Origin of the sequence: Catenulispora yoronensis, from assembly GCF_039531695.1 — a bacterium.
GTDB lineage: Bacteria > Actinomycetota > Actinomycetes > Streptomycetales > Catenulisporaceae > Catenulispora > Catenulispora yoronensis.
Genome location: NZ_BAAAQN010000047.1, coordinates 69,031 through 85,399, shown reverse-complemented (window position 1 = coordinate 85,399; position 16,369 = coordinate 69,031). Strand labels below are relative to the sequence as shown.

General features: G+C 73.2%; 11 protein-coding genes. 7 read left to right on the top strand and 4 right to left on the bottom strand.

Going from position 1 to position 16,369, the window contains the following annotated elements; translation table 11 throughout:
- Positions 1–47 precede the first annotated feature (47 nt).
- From ABD481_RS31680 to ABD481_RS31670, 3 genes are read left to right on the top strand one after another with little or no spacing between them, the layout of a single operon-like run.
- Complete coding sequence (locus ABD481_RS31680; protein WP_344669485.1) at positions 48–776, top strand: HD domain-containing protein; 729 nt, start codon at positions 48–50, stop codon at positions 774–776.
- A gap of 43 nt (positions 777–819) precedes the next feature.
- A complete protein-coding gene (locus ABD481_RS31675) occupies positions 820–1,512 on the top strand; it encodes an RNA polymerase sigma factor (RefSeq protein WP_344669484.1) in 693 nt (230 codons plus the stop codon).
- 26 nt (positions 1,513–1,538) lie between these two features.
- A complete protein-coding gene (locus ABD481_RS31670; protein WP_344669483.1) occupies positions 1,539–2,651 on the top strand; it encodes a hypothetical protein in 1,113 nt (370 codons plus the stop codon).
- Between the two features lie 171 nt (positions 2,652–2,822).
- On the opposite strand, the gene ABD481_RS31665 is transcribed toward ABD481_RS31670, so the two are convergent.
- Positions 2,823–4,202, bottom strand: a complete 1,380-nt coding sequence (locus ABD481_RS31665) for an MFS transporter (protein ID WP_344669482.1) — start codon at positions 4,200–4,202, stop codon at positions 2,823–2,825.
- A gap of 185 nt (positions 4,203–4,387) precedes the next feature.
- Here ABD481_RS31665 and ABD481_RS31660 point away from each other — a divergent pair, with 185 nt between their 5' ends.
- Positions 4,388–6,580 carry a sensor histidine kinase gene (locus ABD481_RS31660; RefSeq protein WP_344669481.1) on the top strand — a complete coding sequence of 731 codons (2,193 nt, stop codon included), beginning with the start codon at positions 4,388–4,390 and terminating at the stop codon, positions 6,578–6,580.
- A 44-nt stretch (positions 6,581–6,624) separates the two neighbouring features.
- On the top strand, positions 6,625–7,101 hold the full coding sequence (locus ABD481_RS31655; protein WP_344669480.1) for a GNAT family N-acetyltransferase: 477 nt from the start codon (positions 6,625–6,627) through the stop codon (positions 7,099–7,101).
- Positions 7,102–7,129: 28 nt separating this feature from the next.
- On the opposite strand, the gene ABD481_RS31650 is transcribed toward ABD481_RS31655, so the two are convergent.
- On the bottom strand, positions 7,130–7,738 hold the full coding sequence (locus ABD481_RS31650) for a response regulator transcription factor (protein ID WP_344669479.1): 609 nt from the start codon (positions 7,736–7,738) through the stop codon (positions 7,130–7,132).
- 85 nt (positions 7,739–7,823) lie between these two features.
- Between ABD481_RS31650 and ABD481_RS31645 the strand changes: the two genes are divergently transcribed.
- Together ABD481_RS31645 and ABD481_RS31640 are read left to right on the top strand one after the other, a co-directional pair.
- Positions 7,824–8,558, top strand: a complete 735-nt coding sequence (locus ABD481_RS31645; RefSeq protein WP_344669478.1) for an ABC transporter ATP-binding protein — start codon at positions 7,824–7,826, stop codon at positions 8,556–8,558.
- Positions 8,555–11,119, top strand: coding sequence for an ABC transporter permease (locus ABD481_RS31640; RefSeq protein WP_344669477.1), 2,565 nt, complete (start codon positions 8,555–8,557; stop codon positions 11,117–11,119). Before ABD481_RS31645 ends, ABD481_RS31640 begins: the two co-directional genes overlap by 4 nt.
- Positions 11,120–11,195: 76 nt before the next feature.
- On the opposite strand, the gene ABD481_RS31635 is transcribed toward ABD481_RS31640, so the two are convergent.
- Both ABD481_RS31635 and ABD481_RS31630 read right to left on the bottom strand, forming a co-directional pair.
- The gene (locus ABD481_RS31635; protein WP_344669476.1) at positions 11,196–14,432 is read right to left on the bottom strand and encodes a hypothetical protein; all 3,237 of its coding nucleotides are present in this window, start codon (positions 14,430–14,432) and stop codon (positions 11,196–11,198) included.
- Positions 14,429–16,360: an HSP90 family protein gene (locus tag ABD481_RS31630; protein WP_344669475.1), complete on the bottom strand. Its 1,932-nt coding sequence runs from the start codon at positions 16,358–16,360 to the stop codon at positions 14,429–14,431. Before ABD481_RS31630 ends, ABD481_RS31635 begins: the two co-directional genes overlap by 4 nt.
- Positions 16,361–16,369: the final 9 nt, after the last annotated feature.

Here is a 16,369-nt window from a genome sequence, read left to right as displayed (position 1 = left end):
GCCCCGGACCTGGAGCCTTGTCCGCCGTCCCCGCTACTGTCCCTGCCATGGAGGGGATCGAGCGGGGCCATTTGCAGATCATGCCCATCCACGCCGTGACCGAGGTCTACGGCGAGGATGGGCTCCGAGAGCTGTTCCGGATCGAGATCGAGGCGTTCCCGGAATCCGACCGCGAGACACTGCTGCGGGCCGAGCGGGTCGCCTCGCGCCTGCACGCCAAGGACCGCCGGGTCCGCGAACCCTATGTCAATCACCTGCTACGCGTCGCGGTCCGCATCATCCGGCACTACCAAGTCCGGGACTGCGAGGTCGTGGCCGCCGCGCTGCTCCACGACGCCGTGGAGGACCACCCCGAGGACCTCGCCGACCTGGCCGGCGCCGCCGAACGGGCGCTCGGGGCGCGGCGCGCCTCGCTCGCGGTGCTGTCCCGCGCCTTCTCGCCGCGCGTCGCAGAACTCATCGACGCCGTCACCAACCCGGCTTACGATCCGGCGCGGGACAAGGGGGAGCAGTACCGGGAGCACGTCGTCGCCAGCCTGGAGGCCAATCCCTGGGCGCGCGTGGTGAAGCTCAGCGACTTCACCGACAACGGGGTCGGCATCATCCACACCACCGGGCCGAAGGTCCGCAAGGCCTCGGCCAAGTACGCGCCGCTGGTCCCGCAGCTGCGCGACTTCGCGACCCGGCCGGACACTCCGCTCAGCGACGCGGTGAAGGCGCACATCGTCAAACAGCTCGACGAGGCGGAGCATCGATTCCGGGTGATCCTCGGGTAGGCTGCCTGCGGGGTGGGTCCGCGAACCAGCATCGAGGACCCTCATGCTTGACGGGCAAGAACTGGCGGACGCCCTGGTCGGGGCGGTCCGCGGCGACGAGGACGGCTTCGCCGTGCTCTGGCGCGCCCTGAACCCGCCGCTGCTGCGGTATCTCCGAGTCCTGATTCCGGACGCGGGCGAGGACGTGGCCTCCGAGACCTGGCTGCAGGCCGCCCGCGACCTCGGCGGGTTCACCGGCGACGTCCGGCACTTCCAGGTCTGGCTGTTCCGGATCGCCCGCAACCGCGCGATCGACGAGGGCCGCCGCGCCCGGCGCAAGCTCGACGAGCCGGTCGCCGTGCTGCCCGACCGGGGCTCCGCCGACGACACCGCCGAGGCGGCGCTGACGGCCCTGGCCACCCGGCGGGCCCTGGCGGTGATCGCCGAGCTGCCCCGCGACCAGGCCGAGGCCGTGCTGCTGCGCGCGGTCGCCGGGCTGAGCGCGGACCAGGCCGGGGCGGTGGTCGGCAAGCGGGCCGGTGCCGTCCGGGTCGCGGCCATGCGAGGGCTGCGGACGTTGAAGAAGAAGCTCGACAAGGCCGCGACGTCGGAGCCGGCGGAGAAGCCCCAGGCGGCCGAGCGGGCTGCTCATTCCGAGCGGGCCGAGCGGGCCGAGCGGACTGAGCGCGAGAAACCACCGGAGCCGCAGGCCACCGCCAGGACCCGGACCGGTTCGAGGGCGGGTGTAACACGATGAGGCGCCGGATCGCTCCTTGGAGCACGATGCGTACGACAGGGAGCTCACAGCGGGCCCTCGGGCGCCGGCGGCTCGGCCGCCACGCCGCCGAGGCGCTGCTCGACGATCCGCGGGACTCAGGGTTCGAAGACCTGGGACGGCTGCTCTCCGCGGCCGCCGGTCCGGCCCTGCCCGCCGAGCTGTCCGGCGAGGACGCGGCCCGGGCCGGGTACGCCGCGCATCACTCCGTCTCCGCGACATCCTCCAAGGAGCGACGAGTGTTCAGCAAAGTCCTGTTCACCAAGGCCGTGACGGTCAAGATCGCCGCCGCCGTCTGCGGTTTCTCGGTGGTCGGCGCGGCCACCGCGGCGGCCACCAACTCGCTGCCGCACAGCTGGCAGCAGACCGCGCACAGCGCGCTCGGCCCGATCGGCGTGCCGGCGCCCAAGAGCACCTCCCAGGCCGGCCAGGACCGCGACCGGGACAAGGACAAGAAGGGCTCCGATGCCGACCACGCGACGCCGCATCCCGGGCCCACCGGACCGCCGTCCGCCAAACCGTCCGCGGACCAGGACGGCCCGGGCGACCAGGCCGGCCCGGGCCGGGATGCGCTCGACGCGGCAGGCGCGGCGCTTCTCGGCGACGACGGGTTCCGGCTGTGCAAGGCCGCCGAGAACAACGACCGCGACGACCGCGGCGCCGATCTGACGTCGGCGGAGTTGCAGAAGCTGGCCAAGGCCGCGGGCATCCCGGACTCCGAGCTGGCGCAGATCAAGTCCCGGCTCGACGCGCAACGCACGGCCGCGCAGAAGCGGATGCAGGACTTCTGCACCCGGCTGGCACAGGCGGAGAAGGACCTCCGCCAGGGCCGCAAGCCGCACTTCCCGATCCCGGCGCCGCACCCCGGCGATGGCTGGCCGACCACCTGGCCGACGCTGCCGAGCGGGCCCGGGCTGCCCACCAAGCTGCCGAGCCACCTGCCGACCGGGCTGCCGAGCAACGCCCCGACCGGGTTGCCCAGCCACTTGCCCACCGGTCTGCCCACCGGCTGGCCGTCGGGCTGGCCGGTCGATCCGCAGAGCCCGGACGACCCGCAGAACCCGATCGACCCGGTGCACGCGCCGGCGGCCTCCGGGAGCGCGCGGGCCGGACAGCACTGATGCCGGGCCGCTGAGCTCGCGGCGCTCAGCTCGCGGCGCTGAGCTCGGGCAGCTGAGCCTGGGCCGCTGAGACTCCGGTACCGAGACCCCGGGCACCGGGCGCGTTCCTCACCCACCCCACCACCGCGCCCGGTGTTCCGGACTCCGTTCGCTCAGCCCTGCGCTACTCACCTACTCCCGCAGGGCCCGCCAACCAGCCGCGGCCGCGGCGGCCAGCAGCACTCCGGAGACCGCGAAGCCCTCGCGCGGCCCGACGTACTGCACGATCGCCGCGACTCCGAAGCCCGCGATCGGCGCCACGCCGGTCATCGCCATGCCCCACAGGCTCATCACCCGCCCGCGCATGTCCGGCCGGCAGCGCAGCTGCGCCAAGGTGTTCGCGGAGGCGATGAACCAGATCGAGGTGACGCCGAGCAGCACCATCCCGGCCAGTGCCAGCGCCAGGTTCGGCGCGATCGCGATCGCCAGGACCGATCCGGCGGTGGCCAGCGCCAGCACCCGCACCCGGCGCCCGGTCGGCACCGGCCGCGAGGCGGCCAGCAGCGCGCCGGGCAGGCCGCCGATGCCGAACGCCGCCATCATCGCGCCGTAGGCGCCGCCGCCCTGGTGCAGGGCCCGCTCGACGAGCGGCGGCAGGGCGATGGTCATGCCGAAGATCAGGCCCGAGGCCGCGGACATCGGCAGCAGCGCGCGCATGATCGGGGAGCTGAAGGCGTAGCGCATGCCGTCCCGGGCCGTGCCGCCCTTGTTCTTGCCCTTCTGGGCCCGGGGTGCGCTGCTGCGGGCCTGCATCTTGGTCAGCACCACCAGCGGCGCCACGTACGACAGCGCGTTGACCCCGAAACACGCGGTGGCGCCGGAGACGGCCAGCAGCGCGCCGCCGATGCCCGGGCCGATCACCCGCGAGGCGTTGAGCGCCACCTCCCACAGCCCGACCGCGCTGGCCACGCCGTCCTCGCCGACGAGGTCGACGACGTAGACCTGCCGGGCCGGGGCGTCGACGGCGAGCACGGTCCCGGACAGCACCGAGGCGACGACCACGTTCCAGATCGCCAGCTGCCCGGTCGCGGCCAGCACGGCCAGCGTCACCGCGATGCCCATCAGCACGGCCTGCGTCACCAGCAGCAGCCGGCGGCGGTCGGAACGGTCCACCAGGGCTCCGGCCCAGGCCCCGCCGATCAGCGTCGGGCCCCAGGTGGCGAGCGTCATCACGCTGAGCCACACCGCGTCGCCGGTCTGCTGGAGCACCCACCACGACAGCGCCACGCCCTGCGCCATCACGCCGGAGGCGGACGTCACCTGGCTGGCGAACCACCACCGGAAGTCACGTTCGCGCAGCGCGCCGCTGATGCGGCCGAGCACGGTGTCCTTGGTGACGACGGCGGTGGTGTCCGCGGCGTCCGCTTTCGCGCCGTTGGCACCGTTCACGCCGTTCGCAGCGTTCGCAACGTCCGCGTCCTGCACGAACGTCTCGGCGCCGGCCGCCAGCGCGTCGGCGGCCGGGCTGTCGGGCTCCAGCGTGCCGGCGGCCGCCTTGAGATTCCTGGACAACTTCCCCTCCCGGAGTGGTGTGGACCATAGCCGGGAACCGGCGCCGGTCAGGTTCTATTTCGCCAACAGGCGTTTATCTCGAAGTTTGTTGATCGTCGGGCGGCGCTCTGTGTCGAGTTGTCAGCGATCGGACCCAGATGTGAATCAAGATCTCCCAGTTCGGCGCGGGGCTTTACCATGACGACGTGCGGGGCGGTTTTGGGACAACAGGGAACGAGGCCGAGCCACGACTGGCGCGCGGTCTGGTGTTCGCCGTCGCCGCCGCGCTGGTGTCGGTGCACTTCTTCAAGGCATTGGGCCGCCTGCCGTCCGATCCGGCGGCCGGCGCGACGATTCTCGTGGCGTGCCTGGCCGTCCTCGGCCTGGAGCTCCGGCCCGCATCCCTGGTCCGCATAGCGACGCAGCTGGGCTGCGCGTTCGTCGCCGTCGGACTCGCCGGGGCCTCGGTGGGCCTGCTCGCGGTGCCGGTCGGCGCGGTGCTCCTTCAGGGCTGGTGGCCGCTGGTGCCCCCGGTCCTGGGCGCCGCCGCCTGGATCCAGGCGGTGCGGACGGACAGCGTCCGGGACACCGCCGACACCGTCACCATGATCTTGCTCGGCGGAATGATGGTCTACGCCGTGACCACCCTCGGGGCGCTCGCGGCGCGGGTGCACGGGACCCGGCTGACGCTGGCCGCCGCCGCGGTGACCGCCGAGCGCCTGCGGATCGCCGAAGGGCTCGACGCCGACCTGGCCACCGGCCTCGGCCGGATCCGCGAGCAGGCCGCCGAGGGCGAACCCGCGGTTCTGGACGACCTGTTGGCCGGTGCCCGCGCGACCCTCGCCGCGACCCGCGCCACCGCCGCCGATCTGCGCAGCCTGTCGCTGGCCCCGGAGGCCGCGAGCGCCCGGGCCCTGCTCCGGTCGGCGGGCATCGAGGCCACGGTGGTCACCGGCCACACCGAGCCGCTCGGCCCGGCCGGCACCGTGCTGGCGACGGTGCTGCGCGAGGTCGTGACCGCGGTGGTGCGGGTCGGCGACGCCCGTCGCTGCCGGATCGTCACCGGCGAGGACGGCGGCCAGGTGACGCTGCGGGTCCTCAGCGACGGCGTGCCGGCCGCGGCGCTGGGCGCGGACGTGCTCGACGGGCTCGCGGCGCGGGTCCGGGGCAGCGGCGGACGGCTCGGCACCGGACTGGAGGCGGACGGCTGGTTCGCGGTGGAGGCCTCGGTGCCCGCGACCCCGGTCGCCCTGGACCCGGTGGAGGCGCCGGAGCTGCGGCGGGCCACCTTCTGGTACTACCTGCTGCTGGTGGCGTTCTGTCTTCGTACCCTGCTTTACGTTCCGGCGGTCCTGATCGCTCCGGCGCTGGCTGTGCTGGCCGTGCTGTGCGGCCTGCAGGTGGTGTATTCGGTGCGGGACACCAGTCGCGGCAGCCGGCCGGCCATGGTGCTGTTCGCGGTCCTCACCTACCTGCCGACGCACTGGTTCGGGCAGAACTGGATCGCCTCCCTCGGGCTGCTCGCGGGATCGCTGGCGATCGCGCTGCCCTGGCGGCTCGCGATCCCGGCCGTCGCGGCGGCGTTGGGGGTCGGCGGGGTCCTGGCGGCGTGGGACGGGGCGAGCGCGGTGTCGGCGGTGCTGAACGCGTTGGTGACGTGCTTGATCGTCTACGGCTTTCTGCGGCTGGCCCGGCTGGTGCGGGAGCTGCAATTGGCGAGCGAGGGACTGGCGCGCGCGGCCGTGGTGTCCGAGCGGCTGCGCGCGGCCCGCGACCTGCACGATCTGCTGGGCCACGGCCTGACCGCGATTCTGCTGAAGGCGGAGCTGGCGCGGCGGCTGGCCGTCGCGGACCCCGAGCGCTGTCTGGCGGAGATCCGCGACGTGGAGCGGCTGGCGGCGCAGGGCGAGAGCGAGCTGCGGGCGCTGACCGGCGGGGTCCGCGGGCTGTCGTTCGCGGACGAGCTCTCGTCGGCCGCGGCGGTGCTGGCGGCGGCGGAGGTGACGGTGGAGGTGGAGGGGGACGAGGTCGCGGTTCCGGCGGAGGTCGGCGCGGTGTTCGGGGCGGTGCTGCGGGAGGCCGTGACGAATGTGCTGCGCCATAGCACGGCGCGGTATGTGCGGATCGCGGTGTTGGAGGTCGGGGTGGTGGAGGTCGGGGGCGGGATCGGCGATGGCGCGGTGGTGCGGTTGGAGGTGGAGAGCGATGGGGTCGCTGACAGCACGGGTGGCCAGTCGGGCGCACTGGACGCGTCAGGTGTGTCAGGTCTGTCAGGTGCGTCGGGTTCCGGCATCGGCGGCCTCATGATGCGTCTGGCCGAACACGGCGGAACCCTCACCGCCGGACCGGATGACGGCTGGTGGCTGGTCCGCGCCGAACTGCCGCTGTCCGCTGTGTGAAAACCTGCTGATGCCGTCGTCGAGCACCACTACGCTCCGTGCCCATGAGCGACATCGCGATCATCCCCGTCGAACTCGCTGACGCCGGCGAGATCCTGACTTTGCAGAGGGCCGCCTACGCCACCGAGGCCCAGCTCTACAACGACTGCCATCTTCCAGCCCTGACACAGACCCTCGGGGAACTGGAATCAGAACTGGAACACAGCCACGCCCTGAAAGCCGTCCGCGACGGTCGCATTATCGGCGCCGTCCGCGTCCACCCGGAGGGGCCGGTCTGGCACATCGGCCGCCTGACCATCGCCCCCGATGTCCAGGGGCAGGGCATCGGCACCAGCCTCATGGCCGAGGTGGAGCGCCAGGCGCCGTCCGAGGTCGAGCGCTTCGCCCTGTTCACCGGGCATCTCAGCGTCGCCAACATCCGCCTCTACGAGCGGCTCGGCTATCGCGAGACGCGCCGTGAGCAGCTCAAGCCCGGTGTCGAACTGGTCCATCTCGACAAGTCTGCTTCGAACCCGGCGTAGCCGCGGCGCGCGTCGCCGGCCGGCGTCGTCAGACCCAGCCTGCGTCGCGGGCGATCCGCACCGCGTCCGTCCGGTTGCGGGCGTTCAGCTTTCCCACGACCGCCGTCAGCACGTTGCGCACCGTTCCGGTCGACAGGTGCAGGCGCGCGGCGATCTCCGGGGGTTCGGCGCCTCCGGCGAGTTCGCGCAGGACGTCGTTCTCGCGCGGGGTCAGCGGATTGTCGGCCAGGTCCCAGGCCGTCACCGCGAGCTTCGGGTCCAGCACCCGGCCGCCGGCCGCCACTTCGCGGATCGCCGCCGTCAGCTCCTCCGGCGGCGCCGTCTTCAGCACGAAGCCGTCGACCTTCGCTTCCAGGGCGCGCCGCAGCAGGGCCGGGCGGCCGTTGGAGGTGAGCATCAGGGTGCGGCAGGCCGGGAGCCTCTGCTTCAGCCGCGCCGCCGCCTCCAGGCCGTCGATGCGGCCCGGCATGTCGATGTCCAGCAGGGCCACGTCCGGGGCGAAGACCAGCGCCTGGGAGACCACGTCGTCGCCGGTCGCGGTCTGCGCCACGACCTCCAGGTCCGGCTCCAGGGCCAGCAGCGCGGCCAGCGCCCCGCGCACCACGAGCTGGTCCTCGGCCAGCAGCAGTCGGATCACGTCACGACGATACCCGTGACGAGGTCACGGGTGGGCGATGACGGCCTCCCTGGGGAACGAACGCGCTGGTCGGCAGGCTGGAAGCATGAACGAGGCGATCAGTTTGGAAGCCGTGAGCAAGGTCTACGGCAAGGGGCGCGGGGCGGTCGCGGCGCTGCGCGAGGTGTCGGTGGGGCTGCCGGCCGGCGGCTTCACCGCGATCATGGGGCCGTCCGGCTCCGGCAAGAGCACGCTGCTGCACTGCGCCGCCGGGCTGGACCGGCCCACGTCCGGACGGGTGCGGCTGGGCGGCACCGAGCTGGCCGGGCTCAGCGAGACGAAGCTCACCGAGCTGCGGCGGGAGCGGGCCGGGTTCGTGTTCCAGGCCTTCAACCTCATCTCGTCGCTGACCGTGGCGCAGAACATCACCCTGCCGCTGCGGCTGGCCGGGCGGCGGGCGGACAGCCGCCGGCTGGCGGAGGTCGTCGCGCGGGTCGGGCTCAGCGAGCGGATCGGCCATCGTCCCGGGCAGCTGTCCGGGGGCCAGCAGCAGCGCGTCGCCATCGCCCGGGCGCTGATCGCGGATCCCGAGGTGATCTTCGCCGACGAGCCCACGGGCGCGTTGGACACCATGACGGCGCGCGAGGTGCTGGGGCTGTTGCGCGAGGCGGTCGACACCATGGGCCAGACCATCGTCATGGTGACGCACGATCCGGTGGCCGCTTCGTACGCGGACACGGTCCTGTTCCTCGCCGACGGCCGGGTGGCCGACACCATGGCCGCTCCGACGGCCGCCGGGGTCGCCGACCGGATGATCCGGCTGGGGGCGTGGGCGCGATGATGCTTTCGGTTGCCTGGTCCACGCTGCGCCATCGCAAGGGCGGGTTCGTGGGCGCGTTCGTCGCTCTGTTCTGCGCGGCCGCGTTGGTCTGCGGATGCGGGACGCTGCTCGCCACGGGGCTTCTCGGCACGGTCGAGCCGGAGCGGTTCGCGGCCGCGCCGATCGTCGTCACCGGGGACCAGAACGTCCATTCCGTGGAGGTGAAGGGGAGCGGGAAGGTCAAGAACAAGGCGAAGCCGGTCTCGGACCACGTGTGGGTGGCGGGGGAACTGGCTGAGCGGATCAAGGCTCTGCCATCGGTGAAGGCGGTCGCGACCGAGGTGCTGTTCGCCGCCTACCTCCCGGGCGGGCCGACCACGGATTCCTTCGGCCACGGCTGGGAATCAGCGGCGTTGTCGGGGCTGACGCTGGCGAAGGGGCGCGCTCCGGCGGCCGCCGACGAGGTCGTGCTGGACGCCGGTACGGCCGCCAGGACGCACCTCGGGGTGGGTGCTTCGACGACGCTGCGTACGGCCCAGGGCGCCAGGGCGGTGCGGGTGGTCGGGGTCACGGGCCAGGGATTCGCCAGTCAGGCCGCGATCTATTTCGGTTCGGCGCAGGCCCGGGAGCTCGCGGGGCATGCGGGGTTGGTCGACGCGATCGGGGTCTTTCCGGCCGGGGACGTGGCGGCTGCGGCCAAGGACATCAAGACACTGATTTCGGCGTCGGGGTCGGCGTCGGGGGCTGGGGCGGCTTCGGGGTCCGGTTCGGCGTCCAGCTCGGCGTCCGGTTCGGCGTCTGGATCGGCCACCGCGCCTCTTCCCGTTCCGGTTCTGCACGTCGGCGACAGCCGCGGCCCGGCCGAGTTCCCGGACGCCGCCGACGCCACGGTCCGCCTGATCAGCATGGGCGCGGTGCTGGCCGGGACCTCGCTGATCGTCGCGGTGCTGGTCGTCGTCGGCACGTTCGCGCTGTCGATCCAGCAGCGGCAGCGGGAACTCGCCGTGCTGCGGGCCGTCGCCGCGACCGGCAAACAGGTGCGCAAGATGATCGGCGGCGAGGCGTTGACGGTGGGGCTGGCCGCCGGGATCACCGGTGCCGCCGCCGGACTGCCGCTCGGGTCGTGGCTGCACGACGAGTTCGTGTCCTTGGAGGTGATCCCGGCGAACGTCCCTGTCGTGCTCTCCGTGTTCCCGGCGATCGCGGCGCTGGTCGCGACGGTGCTGGCCGGGTGGGCGGCGGCGCGCATCTCGGCCCGCCGCGCGACTCGGATCCGTCCGGTGGAGGCGTTGGGCGAGGCCGAGCTGAAGCCGCCGCGGCTGTCGGCGGTCAGGGTGTTGTTCGGCGTGCTGGCGCTGGCCGGCGCGGTTGTGCTCACGGCGGTGTTGACCGTGCTGCACTCCGACGCGGCCGCCACGCCGGTCGGCTTCAACGCGGTGTTGCTGTGGTGCACGGCGCTGGCGCTGCTCGGGCCGCTGGTGGCGCGGCTCGGCACGGCGGTGCTCGGGGTGCCGTTGCGGCTGTCGCGGGTCGGCGGCTACCTGGCGGCGAACAATCTGCGGACTGGGGCGCACCGGCTGGCGTCGATCATCACGCCGCTGACGTTGCTGATGGCGATGGCCAGCATGATCCTGTTCTCGCAGACCACTGTTTCGCACGCCGGGGCGGCGCAGCGCGCGGCGGGCAACGTCGCCGACTACGTCGTCGGTCCGCGGGTGTCCACCGACGCCGCCGACGCGGTGCGGGCCGTGCCGGGGGTGAAGACGGTGACGCGGGTGCTGCACACCACCGTCCGCACCGGGCTGAACAAGCGGAGTGTGCTCGGCGTGACGCCGCAAGGGCTGGCCGACACGCTGGACCTCGGTGTCACCTCCGGCAACCTCGCGGCGCTGACCGGCCCCGGCACCGCGGCCGCCCCCTCCGGCCAGGGCTTCCACGTCGGATCGCAGGTCTCGATGACGCTGGCCGACGGGACGCGGGCCCAGGTCGCGATCGTCGCCGTCTACACGCGCCAACTCGGCTTCGGCGACCTGGTGGTGGCCCATGACCTGATCGCGCCGCACGTGGACGTTCCGCTTGACGGCGAGCTGCTGATCCGGGCTCCCGGCGTGGCGCGCGGCAGCCTGGCCGCCGCGCTGCGGAACGATCCGGGCGTCGGCGTCCGCGACCGGGTGAGTGCGGTGTCCGCGAACGACAACGCCGGCGCGAAGATCGGCTACGTCTCCCTCGGGCTGATCATCGCCTTCACCGCCATCGCCGTGGTCAACACGCTGGCGATGAGCATCAGCGACCGGAGCCGCGAGTTCGCGGCACTGCGGCTCACGGGAGCGACGCGGCGGCAGGTGCAGCGGATGCTGGGGTGGGAGACGGCGACGGCGGTCGCGGTCGCGACAGTGCTGGGGCTCGGCGTCGCGGCGGCGGTGCTGACCACGTACGCCAGCGGGATGACGCGCTCCACCGCCGGGGTCTCGGCACCGGCGGGGATGGTGGCGGTCGTGGTGGGAGCGGCGGCGGTGCTGGCGGCGGTGGCGACGTGGGTGCCGGCGCGAGCGGCGCTGAGCGGGTTGAAGAAAGAGCACTGATGCCGGTGCTGATGGTGACGAGGCTGTCCCCGGTCCACGCCGGGGACAGCCTCGTCACATCGCCTAGTGTTTTGCGCTACCGCAGAGCACCGCGCAGCTTTTGCAGCGTCGCCAGGCCGTCAGCGTGCCCGGCCTTCTCCGCCTCGGCGATGGCCTTGTCCAGACGGGCCTTGGCAGCGTCGGGGCGGCTCATCGCCCGGTGCTCGATGATCGCGGCGAACCTGATCGCCTCGTACCGCGGCGGTATCTCCGAGAAGCCGGGGCGGTCGTAGAGCGTGACCGAGCGTTCCAGCTCGGCGATCGCCTCCTCCGGACGCCCGGCGGTGTTCAGCACCCAACCGCGGGTGTAGCAGACCTGGGCCTCGTCGACATCGAGGCTGACGAACTGCACCTGGGCCACCTCCGGGAACTCGGTGCGCAACCGGTCGGCCTGCGCCAGGTAGCCGAGCGCCTCCTCCAGCCCCTCGGCGCCGTGCGTGTTCATCGCCTCCCCGGCCATGTCCCGCAGCGCCTCGTTCAGATCGGGAATCCGGGGCGCCACCGCATTGGCCGCGATCGCCCGCGCCAGCGCGGCCCGCGCTCCATCCCAGTTGCGCGCCAAGGCCAGCGCCGCCGCCGCCTCCGCCGCGGCAGCCGTGAGCCGACTCGGATCGGGCCAGCCGTCAACAGCATCCGCGACATGCAAGAACTCCACCGCCGCCGCCCGCGGCTCCTCCAACGCCAACAGCCCACGCGCCAGGTCCGCACGGATCTGCACCATCAGCATGTCGGAGCGAGTGGGGTGCTTGCGATGCGCCGACCGCGAGCCATCCGCGCTGTTGTTGCTGCTGTTGCTGTCCGTGTTGTTGTCGCTGTCGCTGTCGCTGTCGCTGTCGCTGTCGCTGTCGGCCTCGGTTCCGGCTTCAGCTTCGGTCCGGGCCCCGGCTTCACCCTCGGCCCCGGCCCCGCCATCAGCCTCGGTTCCAGCCTCAGCCTCAGCTTCGGTCCGGGCCCCGGCATCAGCTTCGGTTTCGGTTTCCCCGAACGGCTCGTCGACCAGCGTCTCCAAAACCGCCACCGCGTCGGCGACCTGTCCCTGCATCGTCAGCGCGTTGCTCATCCGCCACCGCGTCTCCGCTGCCCCGAAGGTGTCGCCTTCGCGGTCCAGTCGCACTGCGGCCTCGGCGAATGTCCGTACCGCGGTCGCGAGTTCGCCGCCTTGCAGGGCCGACTCGCCGAGCAGGCGGTACAGGTGCGTCAGTTCCTCGGGTTCGACTGCCGGGTGGGCCTCGGAGATGCCGGTCTGCAGTGCCTGCACCGCGTCGCCGTAGCGTTCCTGGCCGGCCAGCGCCAGGCCGAGCAGCATCCGGGCCCGGTGCATCCGCCATGGCCAGTCGAGTTCGCGGAAGATCTCGATCGCGCGCCGGGCCGCGGCTTCGGCGGCGACCGGGTCGTCGTGGGTGGCGTCGTACTCCGCCAGCGATTCCAGCACCAGGGCGATGCGCTGGGGGATGCCGTATCTCTCCGCGTCGGCGATGAGTGCCGCCGCCTCCTGGCGGAAGGTGGCCACCCAGCGCTCGCGCTCGGTTCCGTCGGCGGCGCGCAGGGCGGGGTTGCGGGCGGTGAACACCCGGCTTTGCCGGACCACCAGCTTCTGGACGCGCGCGTCCTGGAGCGCCTCGGTGTCGGCGAAGCCGCCCGCGTCGAGGACGGCGTCGACGCGCTCCAGCAGCGCGTCCAGCGCCGGCCAGGCCGCGGACGCGGACACCGCGGCGTCGGTGTCCTGGTCCCGGATGGCGCGGCTCCACAGGATCCGGGCCTCGGAGGCGATCACGCGGTCCGGCCGTCCGGCCCGCTCGTAGCATTCGGCGGCCTCGGCGAAGTACCGCTCGACGTCGTCCCACTGCCGCTCGCCGTGCGCCCGGCTGGCCCGCTCGGTCGCGATCTCGCCGCGCAGCGAGTCGGTCAGCTGATCGGCGTCCGCGTCGGCGGCCCGCTCCAGCAGCGCGTCCCACAGGATGCGCGACGAGGGATGGGTGTGTCGGTCCAGCCGCAGCACCTCGGCCACCAGCTCGGCGAAGTCGTCCGGCACGACTGTCTCAGCGGCCTGCGACCCGGCGGCTCCGCCGGAACGCGGCACGGGCACCGAGCCGCCTGAGCTGCTCGAGCCCGGCACCGAGCCGCCCGACCCGACCGACCCGCCACCCGTCTCAGTGCTCTCCAATCCCGCCGACCGCACCCCGAGGTTCAACTCGGCCACCAGCGGCCGCTGCGCCAACTGCTCCGTCCGCCGGCGGGACACGGACTCCGTCCCGTTGCGCGCGTCGAACCGCGCCGCCAGCGCGTCGCTCTCCGCGCCGACCGACGCCAGCAGCTCCGCGACCGTCCACTCCCGGCCCAGCGGCCCGCCGCACGGCGTGGCGCCGTGCCCGACCTCGGCCAGGCGCCGCAGCAGCACCTCCACCCCGGTGAGGAAGTCCAGCCGGTTCAGCGGCGACGCCGCGAACCCGAACAGCGCCCGGTTCTGCGCCAGCAGCTCCAGGCCCCGCGCCTCGTTCCCGGTCAGCGCGCAGAACTCCAGGTGCCGCCCGACCGAGGTCAGGTTCGCCTCCTTGCCGCGCACCGTCCGGTACGACGCCAGGTGCGCCCCGCGCGCCTCGTCCAGCCGGCCCAGCCGCACCAGCGGCAGCAGCGCCCGGGCCTGGCTGGACTGCGGCTCCTCGTCGCAGGTGCTGCGGCCGTCCAGCGTCGGCTCCAGCTCCTTGAGCCCCCGCTCGTCCTGCCCGCGCTCGAAGTGGTACTCGGCCCGCGCCCGGGCTTCGCAGGCTTCGCAGTCGCTCATCCGTCCCCGGCCGCGCGTCGCCCACAGCTCGTAGGCCAGCTCCTCGCCCTGGCCCACGTGGTCGGCGAGCGAGTAGAGCTGTCCGTACACCGGCTGCAGCCCGTGTCCGGCGGCCAGGTAGCGCTTGCGCATCTCGGTGATCCAGCCGCGGATCGAGGCCAGCGGCACCTCCGGGGTGCTCAGCAGCCCGGAGCCGACCCACTTGAAGTACCAGAAGACCCGGTGCGACTCCCAGTCGTCGAAGGCCTTCGGGTTCTGGTCCCACAGCCGGAGCAGGCGCGCGAACGCCACGGGGTACTTCACGCTCTCGCCGCTGCCGTGGTAGGCGCCCATCAGCTCCACCAGCGCGGTGACGGTCACCTCGTCGTCGCCGAAGGACTCGGCGGCCTCGACGATCTCCTCGGCGATCGCCGCCTTGGCCCGGCCCGGGGCCCGGTCGCGGTTCTCGCGCAGCGCGCCGAAGAACTCCTCCCGCGAGGCGAAGCCGCTCACACGTCCCCCCAGGTGTCAGTGCCCGTATTCCCGGCCCCGCCGCCGGCGCCGGGGTTGTCGCCGCTCCCGCCGCTGCCGCCGTTCGGCCGGCCCGCGCCCGGTCCCGGGGTCGCCGCGTGCGCGGCGAACTCCAGCAGCCCGATGAAGGACTTGTTCAGCAGCGCGTGGTCGGCCGGCCGCAGCGGACGCCGGGACAGCAGCAGCGCCTGCCCGTACAGCGCCTCGATCGCGGTCTCGGACAGCGCCGCGTCGCCGATGTCGGCGATCTTCCGGATCAGGGGATTGAGATGGTTGACGATCAGCTGGGCCCGCGGCGCGGTGGAGCCCAGCGAGCCCAGGATCCCGGCCCACAGCTCGTCGGCGTCCGCCGACAGCTCGGCCCGCCGCCGCTCGTGCCGGGCCTCGCGGTTGTCCACCAGCATGGCCGGCACCCCGACCGGCTGGAAGGCGCGCAGCGCCACGTCGGTGTCGAACTTGTCGCAGACCGCCCGGGCCCGGGCCAGGAACGCCGCGGCGGCCAGCTCGGCGGCCGGGTCCACGGTGTCCAGGTGCGCGCTGACCGTCTCCGGGTCCAGGTCGGCGACCGTGGTGCCGGGCCGGATCTCCGGCAGCCGCAGCACCAGCTCCCGGTCGTAGACGTAGCCGCCGTTGACCACGCCGAGGCCGGCCGCCGCGGCGATCGGCGCCACCTGGCGGAACTCCTCGACCGACTGCGTGACCAGCACCACCGGGTGCGCGCGGGCGAACTCGTCCAGGCTGACGTTGCCGTCGGTGGTCTCGAACGGCAGCCACGGCAGCAGCAGCGCCAGCAGCCGGTCGTCGTACCGGGCCAGCGCCTTGACCGCCAGGTGGTGCACGTCCAGGAAGCGCCGCAGCAGCGCCAGGTCCGAGGCGGCCAGGCCGACCAGCCACTCCCGGATCCGCTCGCCGATCGCGTCGCGCACCGCGGCCAGCGTCTCGTCCTCGTACAGCGCCTCGCGCGAGGCGGTGGGCCGCAGCCCGGTGGTGTCCACGACGCAGGACACGAAGAAGGCCCAGTCCGGCACCAGCTCCTGCGCCTGGTCCGAGAGCAGCATGCCCTTCAGGTGCACCCGGTGCCCGGAGTGCTTGGTCGGGTGCACCGGCGTGGGCAGCACGAACGCCACGCCCTTGAGCCCGACCAGCGGGATGTCCAGGTCGATGGTGTCCAGCGGGGTGAAGTCGAACACCGCCTTGGCGTAGCCGGCCAGCGCCTGCCGCCGGGCCAGCGGGGAGCCGTACGGCCGGTCCCAGACCGCCGGGGTGTCGTTGACCTTGGCGACGTCGCCGAACTTGTCGACCACCTCGACGTCGTAGCGCAGCAGCGAGCCGAAGTGCCGGGCCAGCCGCAGCACCCGCCCCGGCTCCAGCCACTCGCTGCCGTCGGCGCGCGGGACCAGGGTGACCGTGGTGCCGGGCTGAGGCACCGACCCGGCCGGCAGGGTCTTGATCCGGTACGTGCCGTCGCTGCGCCCGCGCCACTCCACGGCCGGCGCGCCGGCGTCCCGGGCGCTGCGCGAGACCACGGTGATCTCGTCGGCGACCACGAAACAGGCCAGCAGGCCGATGCCGAACTGGCCGATGAAGTCCTGCCGCGCCGCCGAGACGTCCAGCCCGCCGTCGGCGGCGCGCTTGGAGGAGCGGCCGATGGTGGCCAGGAAGGTGTGCACGTCGGCCTCGGTCAGGCCGACGCCGGAGTCCTCGACCCGGATGCCGCCGTCGACGCCGGTGCGAATGGTGATGCGGGCCGGGGCGGCCGGGTCCAGCAGCCGCCGCGCGGTGATGGCGTCGACCGCGTTCTGCATCAGCTCCCGCAGATACACCTTGGGGGAGGAGTAGAGGTGGTGGGAGAGCAGGTCGACCAGTCCGCGCAGGTCGACTTGGAAGGTGTGGCCGGAATCGGTGCTCACTGTCTGGTT